The following is a 19,803-nucleotide window of genomic DNA, read 5'->3' as shown; positions in this document are numbered from 1 at the left end:
CACGCTTACCAGCGATAATGAGCGAATGCACGATTAGCCTCAGCCATACGATGAACATCCTCACGCTTCTTTACCGCAGAACCGCGATTATTAGCCGCATCCATCAGCTCACCCGAAAGACGATCGATCATTGTCGTTTCATTACGCCCACGCGCTGCTGAAATCAACCAACGAATAGCAAGAGCCTGACGACGATCAGGACGAACATCAATCGGAACCTGATAAGTAGCACCACCAACGCGTCGTGAACGAACCTCAATATGAGGAGAAACATTTCCTAACGCTTGATGAAACAAAGCCACAGGATCTGATTTCACTTTATTTCCCACAGCGTCAAGCGCACCATAAACAATACGCTCAGCAACTGACTTTTTACCATCAAACATGATAGCATTCATAAATTTTGTAATAACCAAATCACCAAACTTGGGATCTGGATTAATTTCACGTTTTTCTGCTCTATGACGACGGGACATGGACTCTGTCTTTCAATATTATTTTGGACGCTTCGCGCCATACTTTGAACGACGCTGTTTACGATTCTTGACACCCTGCGTGTCAAGCAACCCACGGATAATGTGATAACGAACCCCTGGCAAATCCTTCACACGACCACCACGAATCATCACAACAGAGTGCTCTTGAAGATTATGTCCCTCTCCAGGAATATAACCAATCACCTCAAATCCATTTGTCAAACGGACTTTAGCAACTTTACGAAGAGCAGAATTCGGCTTCTTCGGTGTCGTTGTATAGACACGCGTACAAACACCACGTTTCTGCGGATTCGATTGAAGAGCAGGAACCTTATTGCGCTTAACTGGTGCCACACGCGGCTTGCGAATTAACTGGTTTACGGTAGGCATGTAACCTTCCTCTTTTCGATCTACGTTCGTCTCACCCACTTGGGCTTTTCTATTTTTACTGTTCCGATAGAATCGGAATAAATACCTAAGCTCACACACAAAATCGGGCATTCCTGTTATGAACAGGTTACCCGACTACAAGCAGAGAAGGCAATAGCCTTTTGCACTAGCATTCGCTTTTAATCTTTACAAAATAAAACCCGCTCAAATGACTTTCTGGATAAAAAACCAAAATTACCTAGCCACTCTCACACCGGTCATAGTGCCTTCTAATAGCGAGAACATATACATTCGTCAAGAACTAAACATCAGAAAATTTTTAAAAATGAAAATAAATTAAATTCTAATACTTTGGATTTGGCTTTTACAGAAGCTCTTGATAAATCAAATTCTCATAGTAACATTTTTCTGTATAATAAATTAAGGGACCGTATATTTGGGATATTTATACAACACTTTAACGAATAAATTTAACAAATTGCACATATGATATTTAAGATGAGCGGCATGAAAATAGTAACGTGGAATATTGCTGGAATAAAAGCACGACATGAAACATTATATCAGTGGCTACAGCAAAGTCAGCCTGATGTAATCTGTCTACAAGAAATTAAAAGTACCGATGAGAATTTTCCACGCGATGCAATTGAAGACTTAGGTTATCACATAGAAACACACGGACAAAAAAGTTTTAATGGAGTCGCAATTCTCTCTAAAAAAACACCTGATGAAGTTATCCGACGATTACCAGGCAATGACAACGATGAACAAACACGGTACATTGAAGCCGTTTATTCAACAAATAAAGGTGCTATCCGTGTTGTATCTCTCTATCTTCCGAATGGAAATCCTATCAAAAGCGAAAAATACCCTTATAAAATAGAATGGATGGAAAGACTATACGCACATGCAAAATCATTGCTTGAATATGAAGAACCCCTTATCTTAGCTGGTGATTATAATGTCATTCCTACCCCATTAGATGCAAAAAACCCTCAACAATGGAATCATGATGCATTATTTCTTCCACAAACAAGACAGATATTCCAGCGCATTGTTCATTTGGGTTTTTATGACGCTATTCGCAATGTCACAGATACCCCATCATTCAGCTTCTGGGATTTTCAAGCTCGTGCATGGCTTAAAAATAACGGAATTCGCATTGATCACTTTTTACTATCACCAGAAGCTGTAGATCAACTTATCTGTTCTTATAGTCAAAAAGAGGTAAGAGGATATCAAAAACCATCAGACCATATTCCCATTTGGGCTCATTTTAAGTTCGATTAACAGAGTACACCACCTGATTTTATTGAGATAAAAAATATCCCACCTAGGATATAAATGTGCTAAACCCTGCATAGCAATACATTTTGAACAATAAACAAAAAGTTTTAAATGAACGGAGGACATCATGAAAAAATCACTGTTAATATTTATTGCAGCAACTGCTATTGGGCTCACAAATGTCGCACATGCCGAAAATGATACACTTGAAAAAATAAAAAGAACAGGAAAGATCACGCTAGGTGTTCGTGAATCGTCAGGGCTGGCTTATTCTCTTGGTAATGACAAGTATGTAGGTTTCCATACAGAAATGGCCGAGCATATCATTGATGATATTTCAAAAAAAATTGGTAAACCAATTAAAATTCATTATCTCCCCATTACATCACAAAACAGAATTCCTCTCTTAAAAAATAGTACCTACGATTTTGAATGTGGCTCGACAACAAATGATGTTTCCCGTAGTAAAGAAGCCGCATTTGCTTATACCACTTATATCGAAGAAGTTCGAATTGCCGTAAAGAAAAACTCTGACATTAAATCTCTTGCCGATCTAAATGGAAAAACAGTCGCAACAACTACTGGTTCAACATCTGTTCAGCTTATCCGAAAAAATAAACGTGCAAAAAACATTCACTTTAATGTTGTGAAAGGAAAAGATCACGGAGATAGCTTCTTGTTATTAGAATCTGGTCGTGCAGACGCATTTGTTATGGATACTTCAATCCTTGCTGGGCATATTGCTAAATCAAAAAATCCATCCGATTATGTTATCCTTGATGCGGTACTTTCAGTCGAACCCATCGCTTGTATGCTCCGATTAAATGACAAAAACCTCGAACAAGCAATCAACGATAGCATTGTGCGCCAAATTAAAGACAAATCACTTGAAAAACTTTATGATAAATGGTTTATGAAACCGATTCCGCCTGCAAACACGATTGTTAATCTCCCTTTGTCTAAAGCGACGGAATATGCTTGGGAGTATCCAAATAATAAACCTCGCGAGGACTATACAGAAAATAATTTGTAAAATTTAAAAAAACAACCACACTCTTTGAAAATTGAGTGTGGTTATATTTTAGTTCATTTTTTAATAAATTCAGCATATGTAAATACAGCTGATTTATTATTATCTTTACGGATGATTAAATTTAGGAAATATCAATTAATGGACTTTTCTTTCCTTTGTGCAGATGATCTTACCCAAACACTCGTAGCTGGATGCCTCGGAACTCCTGGTGTGAGTCATACCTATTTAGATACACTGCTTGATGGCTTAAAAAATACAGTTATACTATCTGCCTCTTCACTGATTTTAGCTGTATTTTTGGGTATCGTTGTAGGAACAATACGCACTCTACCAAACACTTCCATAATCCGTTGCTTACTGCGCGCCCTTGGAGCTATATGGGTAGAGATCATGCGTAACATTCCTTTGCTTGTACAGGTATTTTTATGGTATTTTGTTGTGCCTAAAATTTATCCACCAGCAATAAATTTTTCACCTATTTTGTTAATGATTTGTGCCTTAGGATTCTTTACATCCGCTCGCATCGCAGAACAGGTTCGCTCAGGTATCGATTCAATCCCTTCTGGACAACGATACGCAGCTATGGCAATGGGGTTTACGACCTATCAAACTTATCGTTATATCATATTACCGCGCGCTATGCGTACCATCATGCCTCCCCTTACTTCAGAAGCAATGGGCATTGTGAAAAATTCGTCTATAGCATTCGCTGTCTCAATAAATGAACTGATGCAATTTCAATACCAAACCATTGAAGAGGTAAGTCACGTCTATGAAAACTATCTCATCGTTACGATTCTTTATATTTTTATAGCTTTATTCGTATTTATCATTATGACAATAATTGAGCAAATGATTAAAATTCCTGATTTTCAAACAGAGGAGCACTGAATATGATGAATTTCATAACCTCCAAGTTTGGATTTTTTTCCTCTTTCAATTTTTCAGACTTCGATTTTTCATTTTTTACTTTTGATATATTCCGTTCTTACATTCTATCAGGTTTGCTTTTTAGTGTTTTTTTAACTCTTTTTGCAACGATATTAGGTCTTATTTTTGGTACCCTCTTAGCAATGATGCGGCTTTCCTCTTTTAGACTGCTTTCTTCACTTGCAATAATTTACATAACAGCCATGCGCTCAATACCACTCGTTATGGTTATCTTATGGTTTTTTGTGCTTTTACCTTTCCTAACCGGAACATCAATCGGTGCTAACAAATCAGCACTCATTACATTCACTGCGTTTGAAGCAGCTTATTTTGCTGAAATTATGCGTGCTGGCATAAATTCTATTTCACAAGGACAAAAACATGCTGGACAGGCCCTCGGGATGACATATTGGCAAAATATGTACATTGTAATTCTTCCCCAAGCTTTTAGAGATATGCTGCCAGTTTTTTTAACCCAAGTCATTATCCTCTTTCAAGACACAACACTCGTTTATGCAATCAGTGGTAATAGCCTTTTGAATGGTTTTGATATTGTTTCCAACAATTTTGGTGTGAAGCAAGAAGCTTATATCTTAGCAGCTATTTTCTATTTTGTTATCTGTTTTACACTGTCGCAGATGGTCTTGTGTCTCCGAAAAAAAATATCCATTATTCGCTAATAGGAGAAAAAAATGTCTGATCATATGATCGAAATAAAAAATGTTTCCAACTGGTATGGCGAAATTAATATTCTTAAAAATTGTACAACCAATATCAACAAAGGAGAAGTTGTTGTGGTTTGTGGGCCATCAGGTTCAGGTAAATCAACACTCATAAAAACCATTAACGCTCTCGTTCCGTTCCAAAAAGGTGAAATTTGGATTAATGGAACACCAGTTCATTCAAAACAAACGGATTTGCCTAAATTACGCAGCCAAGTAGGAATGGTATTTCAGCATTTCGAACTTTTTCCACATTTATCTGTCGCAGAGAATTTGACAATTGCACAGGTCAAAGTCCTCAAGCGCAGCAAAAAAGAAGCCCTTGAGCGCGGTTTGTTATATCTTGAACGCGTTGGACTCATCGATCATAAAAATAAATATCCTGGTCAACTTTCCGGAGGTCAGCAACAACGTGTTGCTATCGCGCGCGCCTTAACTATGGATCCGCTTGTTATGCTTTTTGATGAACCAACATCTGCTCTAGATCCTGAAATGGTAGGCGAAGTACTGGATGTCATGATCAGCTTAGCAGAAGAAGGTATGACTATGATTTGTGTAACGCATGAAATGGGATTTGCACAAAAAATTTCTAAACGTGTTATTTTTATGGATCAAGGAAAAATTCTCGAAGACTGCTCATCTAAAGAGTTCTTTTCTGATCCGCAAACAAGAACTCCGCGTGCGCAGGATTTTTTGTCTAAGATCCTTGGCCATTAACAGTGACATTATAATCAAAAACAATCGCTTTTCTGAGACAAATACAAGAAGTCAGCATTTAATGCTAAGGAAAACTAGGAATATTGTAATAAAATATTTAAAGGCTGTTATTTTTAAAAATATTATCAACCAGCTATATTGCTGTACATTTTTCAAATCTATCAAAAATGGCAAAGGCGTGCTCTTGCATAGAACGGATCCACTCTCGATTCTTTACATTAATTTTTTCATAGATTACAGTTTATATTGTGGCACTATAAACTGTTTTTTTTATCTGAAGATAACATATTTCTAAACATTGCTTGAACAGGAGGATTTCATTTTTTCTGAAAGTTGAAACCATTATGCTGCCTGTACAAAGTTTTTCTCTCTTCCCTCTCCCTTTAAAAATATTTTTCCTGGATGGTACTGATCTCTGGGATTTTCGCAATTCACCGCAGCCTACATATAAAGATGAGCGGCATAAGAAGAATTAGATTTTACAGCTAATTGAGGAACACTTCTTTATATAACCCGCAAAATCGTTGAAAACATGGCCTTCATCCTCAGAATCTAAATCAACACCTTTTTTAACAATAGATACAAAATTATATACCTTATAATCATCTTCAGGGACACCATCACCCTCCGCATAGACATGGCCAAGTTTTCAGCGTACCCTAACATTTTTCATATCAAATGCACAACGTAATGCTAAAAGTGCTTAATTTATTATTTTTCCATTTTTACAATCGGACATAGCACGTTAAAAAAAATAAATGAATTACCAGTAACTTTCTGTATTTATTAACATCAATTACACAAGCAGGAAAAAGAGCTCCCAAAAAAATAATAATCGCAGTCTTTTTCCATGCTTAAAACCATTTACCATTTAAAATTTTTTCGCTTGTACCAGCTTTAATAATTATACCCGCTGCAAATTTCTTTGTACAAATTCAAATTCTTCTCAGTAAGAGAAAAAAGATATTTTTAACATTATAATTCTAACAGAAAGATAAATAAATGGAAGTTTCCAAAGACATCAAACAAAAAAAATCTTTCCTTTTCATCTATAATGAATTGATTTTGCAATCGTAAATCATCATTCTGTATTTTTAACAGATGGCTTGATACTATAATATTTGGTTACTTTAATATTCTTACTATAAAAAATAAAAACTACTCAATAAAGAAACAGATATGCTGAAAGATGGTTTTCAAATAGATGAAATTTTAATAAACTGTTTAAATACAAAATGATAAGCAAATTTAAAGATAAGTAAATATAAATAACAGTGCTAACTTATTCTTTTATAAATGCAAAGGTAAAATTTGGTCGATTCCTCATTCATAATCTTCATGAGAAGAATAGAATAAAAGATCCAATTACATCAAACGCTCTAAAGCAACAGATATTTTCTTCTGGGCAGCATGCAATTCTGCAATCCTGTTGCGTTCAATCTCAACAATTTCTGGTTTTGCATTTGCTATAAATTTAGGGTTATTTAATTTAAACGATATTTTTTCAATATTTTGCTCAATTTTGCTGATATTTTTCATCAAACGAGCACGTTCAGCTCCCAAATCAATCAACTGCCCCAACGGCAAACAAAAAATATCCTCCCCCAAAATTATTTGCGCTGATACAGCTGGAACTTTATCAGAGAAATGAATTGTTTCAATACGCGCTAACTTTTTAAGAAGAATATCATAACGCTGCACACGCTCTCGCGTCACTCCTCCCCCTTCTACAATAACAAGAGGCGCCAGCGTAGCTGCAGGAATATTCATTTCAAAACGCACAGATCGAATTTCACTAACAACATCAATAAGCCAATTAATATCAGAATCGGCCTCTTCATCTGCAAACATTCCCTCCGGCCATTGTATCAATGCCAGCATATCCTCACGCTTCACGCTTGGCGTTTCTGTAAGAGACCACAACTCCTCTGTCATATGAGGCATAAAAGGATGAAGAAGCTTATAAACCTCATCTAAAACCCAAGCAGTACAGGATTGAGCTTCATTTTTAGCCTTTTCATTTGAACCTTGAAATATAGGTTTGAGAAGCTCTAAATACCAATCACAGAATGTATTCCAAATGAATCGGTAAAGAGCACTAGCAGATTCATTAAACTTGTAATTTTCAATACCAGTGGTTACTGCTGAAATAGTTTTAGATAACTCCGTTAAAATCCAGCGATTAATTACAAGCTTTGCTTTTTCTGGTTTGAAAGCCGGATCATGTTTAACGCCGTTCATCTTTGCAAATCGAGTAGCATTCCATAATTTCGTAGCAAAATTACGATAACCTGCAATACGGGAAGGATCGAGTTTTATATCACGACCTTGCGCCGCCATGATAGCCAAAGTAAAACGGAGCGCATCTGCGCTATATTGATCAATAAGTTCCAATGGATCAATAATATTCCCCTTCGACTTTGACATCTTTGCCCCCTTTTGATCTCGGACCAAAGCGTGTACATAAACCGTTTGAAAAGGAACCTCACCCATAAAGTGAATTCCCATCATCATCATACGCGCAACCCAGAAAAAGATAATATCAAATCCTGTAACCGACAAAGATGTTGGATAAAAGGTAGCCAATTCCATTGTTTTGTTTGGCCAACCTAGTGCTGAAAAAGGCCAAAGAGCTGATGAAAACCAAGTGTCTAAAACATCTTCATCACGAGTTAACTCAACCACTTTACCGTAATGAGAGAAAGCCGAAGACAAAGCCTCCTTTTCATTTTTTTCAACAAAAATCGTTCCATCAGGACCATACCATGCAGGTATCTGATGTCCCCACCATAATTGGCGCGAAATGCACCAAGGTTGAATATTTTGCATCCAATTGAAATAGGTTTTTTTCCAGCTCTCCGGAACAAATTGTGTTTTCCCTTGACGAACAGCTTCTATCGCTGGCTTGGCTAATTCTGCAGCACAAACATACCACTGATCTGTTAAGAATGGTTCAATGGGAACTCCACTACGATCTCCATGAGGAACAGTGTGCAGATGATCATCAACAGCTGCTAAATATCCTCCCTGTTCCATCAAAGAAACAATGTGACTGCGTGCAAAAAAACGATCCGATTGGTCTAAATTTTCCACTAATAATTCTAATTTATCCGACAAAACCAAACCGTCAAAAAACGCTTTATTTTTACGAAGAAAAATTTCCGCCTTTTTCGTAAAAATATTGATCAAACGTAGATTGTTTCGTTGTCCTACTTCAAAATCATTAAAATCATGTGCTGGTGTAATTTTTACAGCACCACTTCCCTCACTAGGATCTGCGTAAACATCGCCAACAATTAACAATCTACGACCAACAAGCGGCAAAATAGCATTTTTACCTATAAGGTTTTTATAACGATCATCTTCAGGATTAACCGCAATCCCCGTATCACCAAGCATGGTTTCTGGACGTGTTGTCGCCACTGTTATAAAAGTTGTAGCATCACTCGGATCAAAAACTTTACCTTCAAGTGGGTATCTAAAATGCCACAAATGACCTTTAACTTCTTTTTGCTCAACTTCAAGATCCGAGATAGCCGTTAACAATTTAGGATCCCAATTAACCAAACGCTTATCCTTATATATCAACCCTTGTTTATAAAGCATAACAAAAACTTCATGAACAGCTTGGGACAAACCTTCATCCATTGTAAACCGCTCATGCGACCAATCACATGAAACACCGAGTCGACGCAGCTGGTTTGCAATAACTCCACCAGCTTTGTGACGCCATTCCCAAATACGCTCAATAAATCTTTCTCTCCCCATTTCTTGGCGCGTTGGCTCTTGACGCTCTGCAAGTTGACGCTCAACAACCATTTGCGTAGCAATCCCTGCATGATCCATACCCGGCTTCCACAACACATTTTTGCCCCGCATCCGCTGAAACCGAATCACAATATCTTGAATTGTCGCATTGAGCGCATGCCCCATGTGAAGAGAGCCTGTAACATTGGGAGGTGGAAGCATAACACAAAAAGGTTCCGCACCGCTTTTTGAACCCATCCCCGCTTTAAAAGCACCACGCGCTTCCCATTTTTTTGCAACCTGTCGCTCTATGGAAGCAGCATCATAGTTTTTTTCTAACATTCAACTCACCCATAACGCCGCCAAAAACACAGTACATGATCTAAAATCTGATCATAGTCCCCGCAGATAAAACCCTTCAAAATAAATAGAAAGAACAAAATAATAAGAAAATAAATTGTTACGGAGATTTCTTAATTGCTTTAACAATCTCTTCACGTAAAATATTCTCCAGTAAAACAGGCAATTTACGCTGCAACCACTCCGCTATAGCTGGACGTAACACATCCTTTGCGATCTTCTCCGCAGAAGAAATACAATATTCAGATAATTCCACACGACCAGCATCCATATTTCCTGACTGCGATACAGAGTCCTCATCACTATATCCTTTCGTTTTATAAACAGAGCACTGTTCTTCAGAAGAAAGTTTTACTTCTTGCATATCAACACCAATCGTATTATTTTCCGCACCTGTATCTTCTTTCTCTTGTGTTAACAAACAATCTTTGTTCTCAGAGGAAAGGCCAATACGATCAGCTAAAGCCTTCATTGCATCATCAACCGATAAAGTTGTATCATAGACACCTTCTGATGCTGCTTCTAAATGATCTGCAGAGTCATTTACTACAACACCTTCATTCAAAAAGTGGTCAGGTTGAACCGCATTTTCTTCGATTATTTCACGAATGGATGTCAAAATTTCATCCATACTTGGTTCACGTAATACGCTTGAACTCTGTACCATACTTAAAAACCTCTCAAAAACGCAACAACAAACAGAATCATATCCTAAGTGTAAGCAAAAGAATCACAATATCAACATATCTCCTCTTATATTTTCAAATATGATTGTCACGAGTAAGGCGCTACACACAACTTTCTTCATTTACAATAACTATATCTAATCATCATAATTTCCCAATACGCTCAACTATCGACACACTCAACCTTTTACAAATAAAAACCATTTGCGAATTTAAAAGTCACTTTTCAGCATTATCGGATCGATTTTATTCATTTTTAAGCCTAAATAATTTGCAGTCAATTTACCAATGGAAGATTGCACACTATAGCTCGCGACGACAGCATTATGTTCTGCCATTGCAAGCGCAATTTGAGCATTAATTAACTGAGTCCGAGAATTTAAAACATCCAATGTTGTTGCCTGTCCCACACGATTTTCTTGGATGCGCCCTTTAAGAGCAATTTTAGCAGCACGAACACTCTCACGATAAGCAACCACAGATGCATGTGCACCCTCTAACTGGAACCATGCAGAAGTAAGTGCCTGTCTTGTATTACTATGAGCCAAATCAAGCTGAAGACGAGCTTGTCCAAGTTGTTCCTTGGATTGGCGAATCTGGGCAGACGTACGCCCACCTTCAAAAATTGGAACACTAACCGACAATCCTATTGATTTAGAGACTCCATCCTCTCCAGCACCACTGTAAATCTGATTGTAAGCTGTTGTTGCAGAAAAATCAACTTTAGGAAGTAATGCCCCTTCTTTCGCCCTTACATTGTAAAGGCTAGCATCAACAAAATATTTTGCGTAAAGAATTGCTGGATGCATACTAACGCTAATTTGGTAAGCAGCATCAAGATTAACCGGTAAATCTCTTGCCACGGGTGGACGCTTCAGTTTTTCAGGATCAGAACCAATAATTTGTCTATAAACTGCCTCTGCTGATTTTACATCAGCACGTGCAAGACTAAGTTCTGAAACAGCCACGGAACGAGCAGCCTGTGCTTGAGAAAGATCAACACGCCCTCCCTCTCCCACATCAAATTTTGCTTGATTCGAACGAACTTGCTCTTCAAGAGCAGCCAAATTTTCCCTACGAAGATCAGCAATGCGACGTGCTCGATATACATTAGCATACGCTGTTACAGTTTCGAGAAACGTATTTTGCTCAGCATTACGAAGATATTCACGCTGTGCCTGCAGTTTAACCTGAGCTGAAGAAAACATATTTTGCGTGATAAAACCGTCAAATAACCTTTGATTTAATTTTATCCCTATAGATCCAGAAGTAGTATAAGAACCCACCATGGGTTTACTCCGTCCATAGCTTCCAAATCCTTCAATTTGTGGCAACATACCAGATCGTGCAATAGCCACATCATCACTTGATATACGCACAGCAGCACGCTCACTGTTCAGCTTAGCATTGTGCATATAAGCTTTAGCAAAAGCATCCATCAATGTTTCAGCACAAACAGACCCCGAAAAACTGCTTAAAACCAGTAACAAGAATGCCTGAAATTTCTTGTTCATTTTGAACACACCATACACAATAAAAAACCCCCAATTAATCATAAAACTATCTTTTATTCACAAACAAAACGAGCACTAAAATACAAAATTAGGCGTTTCTAAAAAACCAGAAAGACGTTTCACAGCGAGATTAAAAGCACGACGCGTCGCAATAACCCCACCTTCTTTTACATAGATCCGCGCAATACCGGAATTACCGTGTCCTTCAACCACAACAAGACGCCCACAATCTTTCATTTGATCAAAGATTTCCTTCGGAATAAAATCAACAGAACCTTCAATAAAAATCAGATCATAAGGCCCTCCAACGGCATATCCTTGCTCCAAAGATCCGTGAATTACGACCACATTGTCATACTGATTGCGCTCTAAAGTATCAGAAGCATGTTCTGAAAGAGTTTTATTACTTTCCAACGCAACAACAGACCCTGCAAGTTTTGAAAGTAATGCTGCACAATAACCGCTATTTGCACCAATATCCAAAACAATATCAGATGATTTTACAGCCGCAAGCTGGAGCAATTTTGCCAACGAGGCAGGTCCCATAGAATAGTATGGAGGTAACCCATTTTGCTGTGAATATATAGCAAGATCGGTATCAATATAGCTTAAAGCCTTCATATCTTCTGGTACAAAATCTTCACGCGGTACCGTTAAGAATGCCTCAAGAACTGATAGATCCGTTACATCTACTGTACGAATTTGATTGTCAACCATTTTGCGGCGAAGCTCTGCAAAATCTGCAACCATAACAATCCTTTTTCTCCTACATACAACAAGAATACAACAAAACAGCAATAATGAAAACTCAGAATCCTTACACTGTAAGTGTTACAAAAAAGTACGCTACAGTCAACAACTCGATTCTAACCGCATACTTTTCATACAAAAGCGTTTTGCCATGAAGGAAAGCCGTTCACTTGCGCATATTATCCCTAAAAGTCATCTCATTTTAGATCAGACGGAGGCCTCGCCCGGAATCGAACCGGGATACAAGGATTTGCAGTCCTCTGCGTAACCATTCCGCCACGAGGCCTCATCAATAAAAACATCGGTACCAATAAGGGAAGGTAATTCATCCGTCAAGGTGTAGAAATTTTTTCTGTTCTTTTTCCTCTTTTTCTGCAACTTATAACATTTTTTAAAAAAAAAATAATTTTACCCTTTGCAAATCAGTATTGCTTTGCTATAGCCCTTGCAGTTAAATGATTTGGCGCTGTTCCCCGGTAGCTCAGTGGTAGAGCAACCGGCTGTTAACCGGTTGGTCGCTGGTTCGAATCCGGCCCGGGGAGCCATATTTCTTATTGTTATGCATAGTCTATGTAGTTTTCCACCTCGTTTTGTACAGATTTATTTTTTTCACAGGGTTTTCAAGGTGGCTTTAAAGGATCTTCACAGGCCTTTCAAAGAGTCTTTTTTTCTTTTTTCTGTTAAAAATCGCAATTCGTGATGATCAGTTCTTTAGCAATAGCATTATTTGAGCTGCCACATAAATAAGATGTGGTGACCTCTTTTATATGAAATTGACTAAAGGTTTTCCGAATTTTTGGTACGTCATTTAAAGAAATACGCAAGAATCGTAGCCATCACCTGATAATCTTCTCATTTAAACAAATCCTTTCCATAGTAATTCTCAGCACCCCAATAAGGCGGATCAAGGTAAAACAAAACGTTTTATTTATCATAGCGAAGAATAAAGTCTGACCAATCTGTATTTTCAATCGCAACCCTTGCCAAGCGCTGGCAAAGAAGCTCTAATGACGCTTCAATCTTAAAATAATTAAACCGTGCACCACAGCTCGTTTCAACGCCAAATGTGCGCTTTACCACCTTGCCGCTAAAACTTGACCGTTGCAAATACAAAAACCGAACAACACGCTCTAAATCGGTTAAATCCTTTTGCTCTTGCCGTGAGAGACGTTGAAATGCCTAACGGATGCTGATTTGGAACTTTAGCATATCCATAAAAGGCTGTACTTGACCTATAGTGATCTGGAGTTGATTATTTGCTATCTCTGTTTTTTCTCCAGCTTAAGTGCGTGAATTATGCTGTTGATGCTCACTACCTACCGCCCCTATTTTTATTACGGTTTCTATAATCAATACACTCCCCTGGTAAGAAAATTCAACCAATCAACCAATACAGATTCTTCTTTTTTATTAATTAAGAAACTGATTTTATTGTTTAATTTATCTATAATCATCATCTGTACAGTCAATACATGCCTGTGATTATCCAACTTTTTATCTTTTTGCTCAATCAAAGTGGATAAGTTTTCAATTGCCGCGTTCTGTTGTTTAATTGAACCGTCTCGGTCTGCAAAAATTGATTCATGCCATTGCATCTAAGAATTAAATTTTCCTTGATACCATTCATCTCGTTTTGCGAGAATATTTTTGTGAATAGTTTAGCGTTTTACAAGCTCCTCTCTGCTACAATCACAATTTGGTGAAAAATCATAATATTTTTTTATATTTGATTTTTGTATGAAAGGGATTTAATTTACAAGACTACGTATGGGAGGTTTTCACGATCTTTCGCATCTTTTTCCTACCTCTATTTAGGTGTGTGAATAGTGATGCTGATTGTTAACTTTTGAGACATCAATCGCAGAGTGTATAAAGCCAGAACAATCTTTTAACTGAGGCAATTTTTGCTGCAGTTCTTGTTGTAATTTTAAATAATTTATTAAAGAGATAGAGCCTCTTTTTCCCACTTTCAGATAGCTGCCTGGGTCACACCAAGCGTTTTTGCCATTTTTGTACTGTGTCCAATTAAATTTTATCCGTACTGATTTAATAAAACTCTTAAAATTTTCTTTTTAATTCATTAGATAACTCCAACCATAACTTCATCTCAATAATTGCTGTCATTATAGTTACAATAATTGTTTTAAACCACACACTCTTTCCAAGAGGCGTTATGGAGGAGAAATTATGGGAAAACAGATTTTTATAAATTCTGATAAAATTCTCTTAGCCATATGTGAAAATGAGGCATCAAAATCTCGCTTAATTTTGGTCATTTTACGCAAAAAACGACATTATAGGCTTTATTGACAAAGCTGATAACGTTGTTCAAACCTTTCGCAGTGAACCAGCTATGAACCGTTGTAAAAATATCTCTGAAGATATTGCTGATTTTTACCTTAAGGCAGGTGAACAACAGCGTTTTGATGGTATCATACCTCATAACTTTATTAAACAATGTCCATGTAATGCATAGGTATTTACATCTAAAACAAGATTCTTTCACTTGGTTTAATGATTGTGTTGAAAAGCTTGATTTGAAAGAGGGTGTAAATTTTGTCTTTATAAAACAAAGATGGAACAGACAAAAGATTTGTCCAAAATCTGAAATAGAAACAGGTAAAACCTTAATCGTCGCTTCACAATTTACGCAGCAAAGTAAAGTTGCTAAAGCAGAGCGCCGCAAAAATTTCTCACCGTACTATATAAAATCTTGAGTTTTCAATAAGCAAGGAAGTGATGATGCAAAACCTCATTGTAACATCTGAAAAATGTAGGATTCTTGAAAGGGGTTTATTCTGGAACCATAGTTAAAGGCGCGTTGCGGAGTATTATTCCTCTAATACCAATGTAAAAATTCTGTAACTCAAAAAAATACGGAATAATGGAATAAATTAAATTTCTAAGCTTAAATTTTATTCTCATTCAAATACTGTCCTTAAAACGCAAGCTACATCGCACTACATTTTGCCCTTTGGATTGCAATAAGTATCTAACAAAGCGCAAAATTCATCGATATTTTTTACAAATACACCAAAGTGCGACTGTAGTTTAAGAGAATACAATGATGATTTCTTAAGATATTGTTATATGATACCAGACATCGCAAATCTTTCCACTTCTAAGAAATTGGGAGGAAAAAAATACCACGATCTCTTCTAAAAACTTTCCTCAAGCAGCCCGCTTCACCGACTTTCGGAAACGAAAAAGTTTCGCCCGCCTTGCTGCTATTTTTGATTTTTTGTGCCCTTCACTTGAAGAGGAAGAATCTTTGTTCTGTAGTTGTTCAGATTTGTCCTTACAATTCAAAAACCGCTTCTGACGTTTAGATTTTCTGAAATGATGTTCCCTATTATTTTCTTTTTCTCCACTTTTTGATACAATTGACCTTTCTGGAAAATCAGAAAACTGTTCTGGAACAGCTTCACGTGCCAATCTCATACGAATCAGGCGCTCTACAGCACGCAACCGTGCTCCCTCTACTCCTTCATCAAAAAGTGTGAGTGCCTCACCAGAAGCACCGTTACGTCCTGTACGACCGATACGATGCACATAACTTTCAGCTTCATCTGGTAAATCATAATTAATAACATGGCTTATACCCGGTATATCAATACCACGTGCTGCAATATCTGTTGCAACAAGGATCTGTACCGCTTTTTCACGAAAAGCTTTTAAGGCAAACTGCCGAGCATTTTGTGATTTATTTCCATGAATTGTCGCAACACAATATCCTATCTTTGCTAAACTACGTGTGACGGTATCAGCACCGTGTTTAGTTCTGGTAAAAACAATAACCGAAGAAAAAGCCGGATTTGCCAAAAGTTTACCTAAAAAATTCTTTTTTTCACGTGTAGGAATGCAATATAATTTTTGAGCAATTTTCGCAGCGGTAGTGCCTTGGGGAGAAACCTCTATCCTTACACGATCATTGAGCAAACTTTTTGCAAGTTCGGCAATTTCTTTTGGCATTGTCGCAGAAAAAAGTGCTGTCTGACGCTCTTGATGCAAAAGTTTTGCGACTTGCCGTACATCATTAATAAAGCCCATATCTAACATACGATCTGCCTCATCTAGAACTAAAAAACGAGATTGAGAAAGATCAATGCATTTTTCACGAACAAGGTCCATTAAACGCCCTGGTGTTGCTATCAAAACATCCACACCTGCACTCATGCGCTTAATTTGTTTTAAACGCGATACCCCTCCCAAAATAAGACATGTCGAGAGATGCGTCCCTCTCGCTGCATTGCGAATTGTTTCATCAATCTGAACAGCAAGTTCACGTGTAGGAGCCAAAATCAAAGCGCGCGTAGTTTTAGGACAGCGTTTATCACCTAAAGCCAAAACTTTACTTAAAACAGGTAAACCAAATGCCAAAGTTTTTCCGGAACCTGTTTGTGCGATAGCTAAAATATCATGCCCCTTCAGCATCATTGGAATAGCTTGCTCTTGAATAGGTTTAGGTCTATTTATACCAGCAATAAGCAAGTTTTTAACCAAAAGGGCGGGCAACCCCAATTGTGCGAAAACGTTTTCTCTATTTAAATTCAAAATAAAATCTTCCCTTAGCCCAATAGCTATCAATAAGTATTAAGCCAAACCGTGTTGTTCAAGAATCCGCGCAAAAGAGATCTTGATATTTAAAATTCATGAAGCAACGCTTGAAATAGCGACTTGCGCAACCTACGAGCACCTTGAAATTAAGGTAAAAGAAACAAATATCACCCTAAAAAGGGCTAAAACTAGCTCCAACATCCCTCCTCGCATTATTATTCGATTACAACAAAAAATCAAGTACTTTGTAAAATCTATTTATAGTGGACAAGAACAACAGTGAGTTAGCCAATTATTTTTTAATGATTGTTTCCTTCGGTAAATGCACCCCATTAAAATCGGGATAAATCTCAAGAAAGATCGGATTTTGTATAGCTTTTTGACCACCATAAATTAAATACCATTGCGTTTTATCAAAAATCGCTAAAGTTTTATACTGAATGACACGATCACTCATCTCAAGCGTAGTCGGAATCAAAGCATAAAAAGTACCGTTACTAGTTTGCAAATAATCTATATTCGCTTCATCCAGACGATAAGCGCCTGTGGGCAAATTATCAAATTGAGCACGCAGCTGTTTAAGAAAATTTTCACGCAAATTATCCTCTGTCGTATTCAATCGACGCGCTATTTCTTTATAAAGTCGATCGGGCATGTAAGCAGAAATAGGCGCAAAATTACCATTTTTTACAGCATTATTAACATCAATAATTAATCTTAAAAGTTCAGTTTTTTGTGTTGTCGGTAGCGCAAATGCTATACTTTGTTTGCTAATACTTAAAAATAAAAACAGTCCAAATAAAAAATAAAAAACAGACTTCATTCTTAATATCTCTCGCTTTTACAAAAAACTCCGCTTCTCAAATGGTAAAATCAAACAGTGTTTGATCGTCGGTAATATCACGATAGCGCCACCCTAAAGCTTGAAACTTTTTCTCTAAGAGGCAAAAATTGTCATACTTTTTGGTTTCAATTGCGATCAACACAGAACCAAAATTTCTGGACGATTTTTTGAGATACTCGAGGCGCACAATATCATCATCTGGAGAAAGTTGTGCAAGAAAACTACGCAATGCACCAGGATTTTGTGGAAAACTAAAAATAAAATACCTTTTTAATCCCTGAAAACGCAGAGAGCGCTCTTTAATATCGGGCAAACATTCAAAATCAAAATTACCACCTGAAATAACAAGAAGGACTTTTTTTCCTTTCAACTCTTGAGAAGAAAGACTATTAAGGGCATCAATTGATAGAGCACCTGCTGGCTCCAAAACCACACCTTCAACATTGAGCATTTCAAGCATTGTAGAACAAACACGATTTTCAGGAACTGTAATAACAGAATCAGGTGAAAATCGCTTTAACATTGTGTAGTTTAACGCACCAATTTCAGCCACAGCAGCACCATCTACAAATGTATCGATATTTTCAAGTTTGACACGTTTTCCACTCTTCAAACAAGCAAGCAAACTTGCAGCCCTTTGCGGCTCAACAAAACGAATTTCTGTTTTCCAACCATAATCATGTAAAAACTTACTCACACCACTAGCCAAACCACCACCACCTACAGGTATAATAATTAAATCTGGCTCACTTTCTCCATTAAGTTTTTTCCATTGCAAAACAGCCTCGCAAAGGACTGTCGCTTGCCCCGTAATGATGCGAATATCATCAAAAGGCGGTGCCATTATACCACCACCCTGCGTAACAAAAGATTGTGCAGCCGCATAACATTGATCAAATGTCTCACCAACTAAACGAATATCAACAAACTCTTTACCAAAAATGCGTGTCTTATCAATTTTTTGTTGCGGGGTCGTCACAGGCATAAAAATCACACCTTTACGTTTAAAATAGCGACAAACAAAAGAAACGCCTTGCGCATGATTCCCCGCCGATGCGCAAACGAATGCAACATCTTGAGAAATCTTATCAAGCATTTCTGAGACAAAATTAAAAGCACCACGAATCTTATATGATCGCACTGGTGTTAAATCTTCACGTTTCAAATAAATTTCTGCACCATATTTTTGACTAAGGAAATCATTTCTTTGAAGTGGTGTTTCAGCAAATACATTATGCAAAGTCACCATAGCTTTAGTTACGTCTTGAATAAATTTGCTCATAACCCCAATCATTTCATGCTTCATTAATACTATTAAGACTTCTTCTTATCTTCTATCTATAAAGACAACTATTGTCAGTCGAAATCTCATTCAAAAAGGAAAAGTTTTTCTCTTATCATTAATTCTTGATTCAATAAAAGATATGGCTTATGAGAGTGCTCTTACCGCGGACGTGATGAAATCGGTAAACATAGCAGACTTAAAATCTGCCGGTCTAAGACCTTGCGGGTTCAAGTCCCGCCGTCCGCACCAAAAATACATGGATTTTTTTATTTTTCAAATGGTTATTGAAAATCACAAAAAAGATAAACCACCTTTCATGATGTTGTTACAGTGCCATCAGACAGCGTCGTGATAGCGTAAAATTGTGAATCGCCTCTTCTCTTCAAGGTATCTTTAGCAACACAAAACGCTCAAATTTTTTACATGTGAACAACTTTCAAATAGATGTTTGTCTTCTAATCTTACCAAAATTAAAAGAAACGCTTAAAATTGATCTTCTTTTCAG

General features: G+C 37.2%; 17 protein-coding genes and 3 tRNA genes. 8 read left to right on the top strand and 12 right to left on the bottom strand.

From position 1 onward, the window contains the following. Positions 1-5: 5 nt before the first annotated feature. Together rpsG and rpsL are read right to left on the bottom strand one after the other, a co-directional pair. The gene (gene rpsG, locus V4B17_RS02635) at positions 6-476 is read right to left on the bottom strand and encodes a 30S ribosomal protein S7 (RefSeq protein ID WP_455479939.1); all 471 of its coding nucleotides are present in this window, start codon (positions 474-476) and stop codon (positions 6-8) included. Positions 477-494: 18 nt separating this feature from the next. Beyond that, complete coding sequence (gene rpsL / locus V4B17_RS02630; RefSeq protein ID WP_004859227.1) at positions 495-866, bottom strand: 30S ribosomal protein S12; 372 nt, start codon at positions 864-866, stop codon at positions 495-497. Between the two features lie 507 nt (positions 867-1,373). On the opposite strand from rpsL, the gene xth reads away from it, so the two are divergent. The 5 genes from xth (at position 1,374) to V4B17_RS02605 (ending at position 5,555) form a co-directional block, all read left to right on the top strand. Next, positions 1,374-2,156: an exodeoxyribonuclease III gene (gene xth, locus V4B17_RS02625; RefSeq protein ID WP_455479938.1), complete on the top strand. Its 783-nt coding sequence runs from the start codon at positions 1,374-1,376 to the stop codon at positions 2,154-2,156. 124 nt (positions 2,157-2,280) lie between these two features. Then, entirely contained in the window at positions 2,281-3,186 is a 906-nt protein-coding gene (locus V4B17_RS02620; RefSeq protein WP_455479937.1) for a transporter substrate-binding domain-containing protein, read from the top strand. Positions 3,187-3,324: 138 nt separating this feature from the next. Then, on the top strand, positions 3,325-4,077 hold the full coding sequence (locus V4B17_RS02615; RefSeq protein ID WP_455479936.1) for an amino acid ABC transporter permease: 753 nt from the start codon (positions 3,325-3,327) through the stop codon (positions 4,075-4,077). A 2-nt stretch (positions 4,078-4,079) separates the two neighbouring features. Next, positions 4,080-4,796 carry an amino acid ABC transporter permease gene (locus V4B17_RS02610; RefSeq protein ID WP_455479935.1) on the top strand — a complete coding sequence of 239 codons (717 nt, stop codon included), beginning with the start codon at positions 4,080-4,082 and terminating at the stop codon, positions 4,794-4,796. Positions 4,797-4,808: 12 nt separating this feature from the next. Beyond that, the gene (locus V4B17_RS02605; protein ID WP_455479934.1) at positions 4,809-5,555 is read left to right on the top strand and encodes an amino acid ABC transporter ATP-binding protein; all 747 of its coding nucleotides are present in this window, start codon (positions 4,809-4,811) and stop codon (positions 5,553-5,555) included. Between the two features lie 1,365 nt (positions 5,556-6,920). Here V4B17_RS02605 and V4B17_RS02600 read toward each other — a convergent pair. From V4B17_RS02600 to V4B17_RS02580, 5 genes are all read right to left on the bottom strand, one after another. Beyond that, on the bottom strand, positions 6,921-9,644 hold the full coding sequence (locus V4B17_RS02600; protein ID WP_455479933.1) for a valine--tRNA ligase: 2,724 nt from the start codon (positions 9,642-9,644) through the stop codon (positions 6,921-6,923). Positions 9,645-9,762: 118 nt separating this feature from the next. Continuing rightward, the gene (locus V4B17_RS02595; protein ID WP_455479932.1) at positions 9,763-10,329 is read right to left on the bottom strand and encodes a DUF2497 domain-containing protein; all 567 of its coding nucleotides are present in this window, start codon (positions 10,327-10,329) and stop codon (positions 9,763-9,765) included. A gap of 231 nt (positions 10,330-10,560) precedes the next feature. Beyond that, the gene (locus V4B17_RS02590; RefSeq protein WP_455479931.1) at positions 10,561-11,904 is read right to left on the bottom strand and encodes a TolC family outer membrane protein; all 1,344 of its coding nucleotides are present in this window, start codon (positions 11,902-11,904) and stop codon (positions 10,561-10,563) included. A gap of 33 nt (positions 11,905-11,937) precedes the next feature. Next, positions 11,938-12,612 (bottom strand): protein-L-isoaspartate O-methyltransferase family protein, encoded by a 675-nt coding sequence (locus tag V4B17_RS02585; RefSeq protein ID WP_455479930.1) that lies wholly within the window; start codon positions 12,610-12,612, stop codon positions 11,938-11,940. 215 nt (positions 12,613-12,827) lie between these two features. Further along, positions 12,828-12,898, bottom strand: a tRNA-Cys gene (locus V4B17_RS02580). A gap of 184 nt (positions 12,899-13,082) precedes the next feature. Here V4B17_RS02580 and V4B17_RS02575 point away from each other — a divergent pair. After that, positions 13,083-13,157: transfer RNA gene (locus tag V4B17_RS02575), tRNA-Asn, on the top strand. 379 nt (positions 13,158-13,536) lie between these two features. Here V4B17_RS02575 and V4B17_RS02570 read toward each other — a convergent pair. Then, positions 13,537-13,692 (bottom strand): hypothetical protein, encoded by a 156-nt coding sequence (locus tag V4B17_RS02570; protein ID WP_455479929.1) that lies wholly within the window; start codon positions 13,690-13,692, stop codon positions 13,537-13,539. A 269-nt stretch (positions 13,693-13,961) separates the two neighbouring features. Next, complete coding sequence (locus V4B17_RS02565; protein WP_455479928.1) at positions 13,962-14,207, bottom strand: hypothetical protein; 246 nt, start codon at positions 14,205-14,207, stop codon at positions 13,962-13,964. 758 nt (positions 14,208-14,965) lie between these two features. Here V4B17_RS02565 and V4B17_RS02560 point away from each other — a divergent pair. Next, entirely contained in the window at positions 14,966-15,088 is a 123-nt protein-coding gene (locus tag V4B17_RS02560; protein WP_455479927.1) for a hypothetical protein, read from the top strand. A gap of 695 nt (positions 15,089-15,783) precedes the next feature. On the opposite strand, the gene V4B17_RS02555 is transcribed toward V4B17_RS02560, so the two are convergent. From V4B17_RS02555 to ilvA, 3 genes are all read right to left on the bottom strand, one after another. Further along, positions 15,784-17,196, bottom strand: a complete 1,413-nt coding sequence (locus V4B17_RS02555) for a DEAD/DEAH box helicase (protein ID WP_455480166.1) — start codon at positions 17,194-17,196, stop codon at positions 15,784-15,786. Positions 17,197-17,461: 265 nt separating this feature from the next. Beyond that, the gene (locus V4B17_RS02550; RefSeq protein WP_455479926.1) at positions 17,462-17,992 is read right to left on the bottom strand and encodes a hypothetical protein; all 531 of its coding nucleotides are present in this window, start codon (positions 17,990-17,992) and stop codon (positions 17,462-17,464) included. A gap of 37 nt (positions 17,993-18,029) precedes the next feature. Continuing rightward, the gene (gene ilvA / locus V4B17_RS02545; protein ID WP_455479925.1) at positions 18,030-19,307 is read right to left on the bottom strand and encodes a threonine ammonia-lyase IlvA; all 1,278 of its coding nucleotides are present in this window, start codon (positions 19,305-19,307) and stop codon (positions 18,030-18,032) included. A gap of 154 nt (positions 19,308-19,461) precedes the next feature. On the opposite strand from ilvA, the gene V4B17_RS02540 reads away from it, so the two are divergent. Continuing rightward, a tRNA-Leu gene (locus V4B17_RS02540) sits at positions 19,462-19,547 on the top strand. The last annotated feature ends 256 nt before the right edge of the window (positions 19,548-19,803 follow it).

The organism is Bartonella sp. B23 (genome assembly GCF_053793815.1).
Note: the sequence above shows the minus strand (reverse complement) of the source record. Positions and strands in the feature narration are given on the sequence as shown.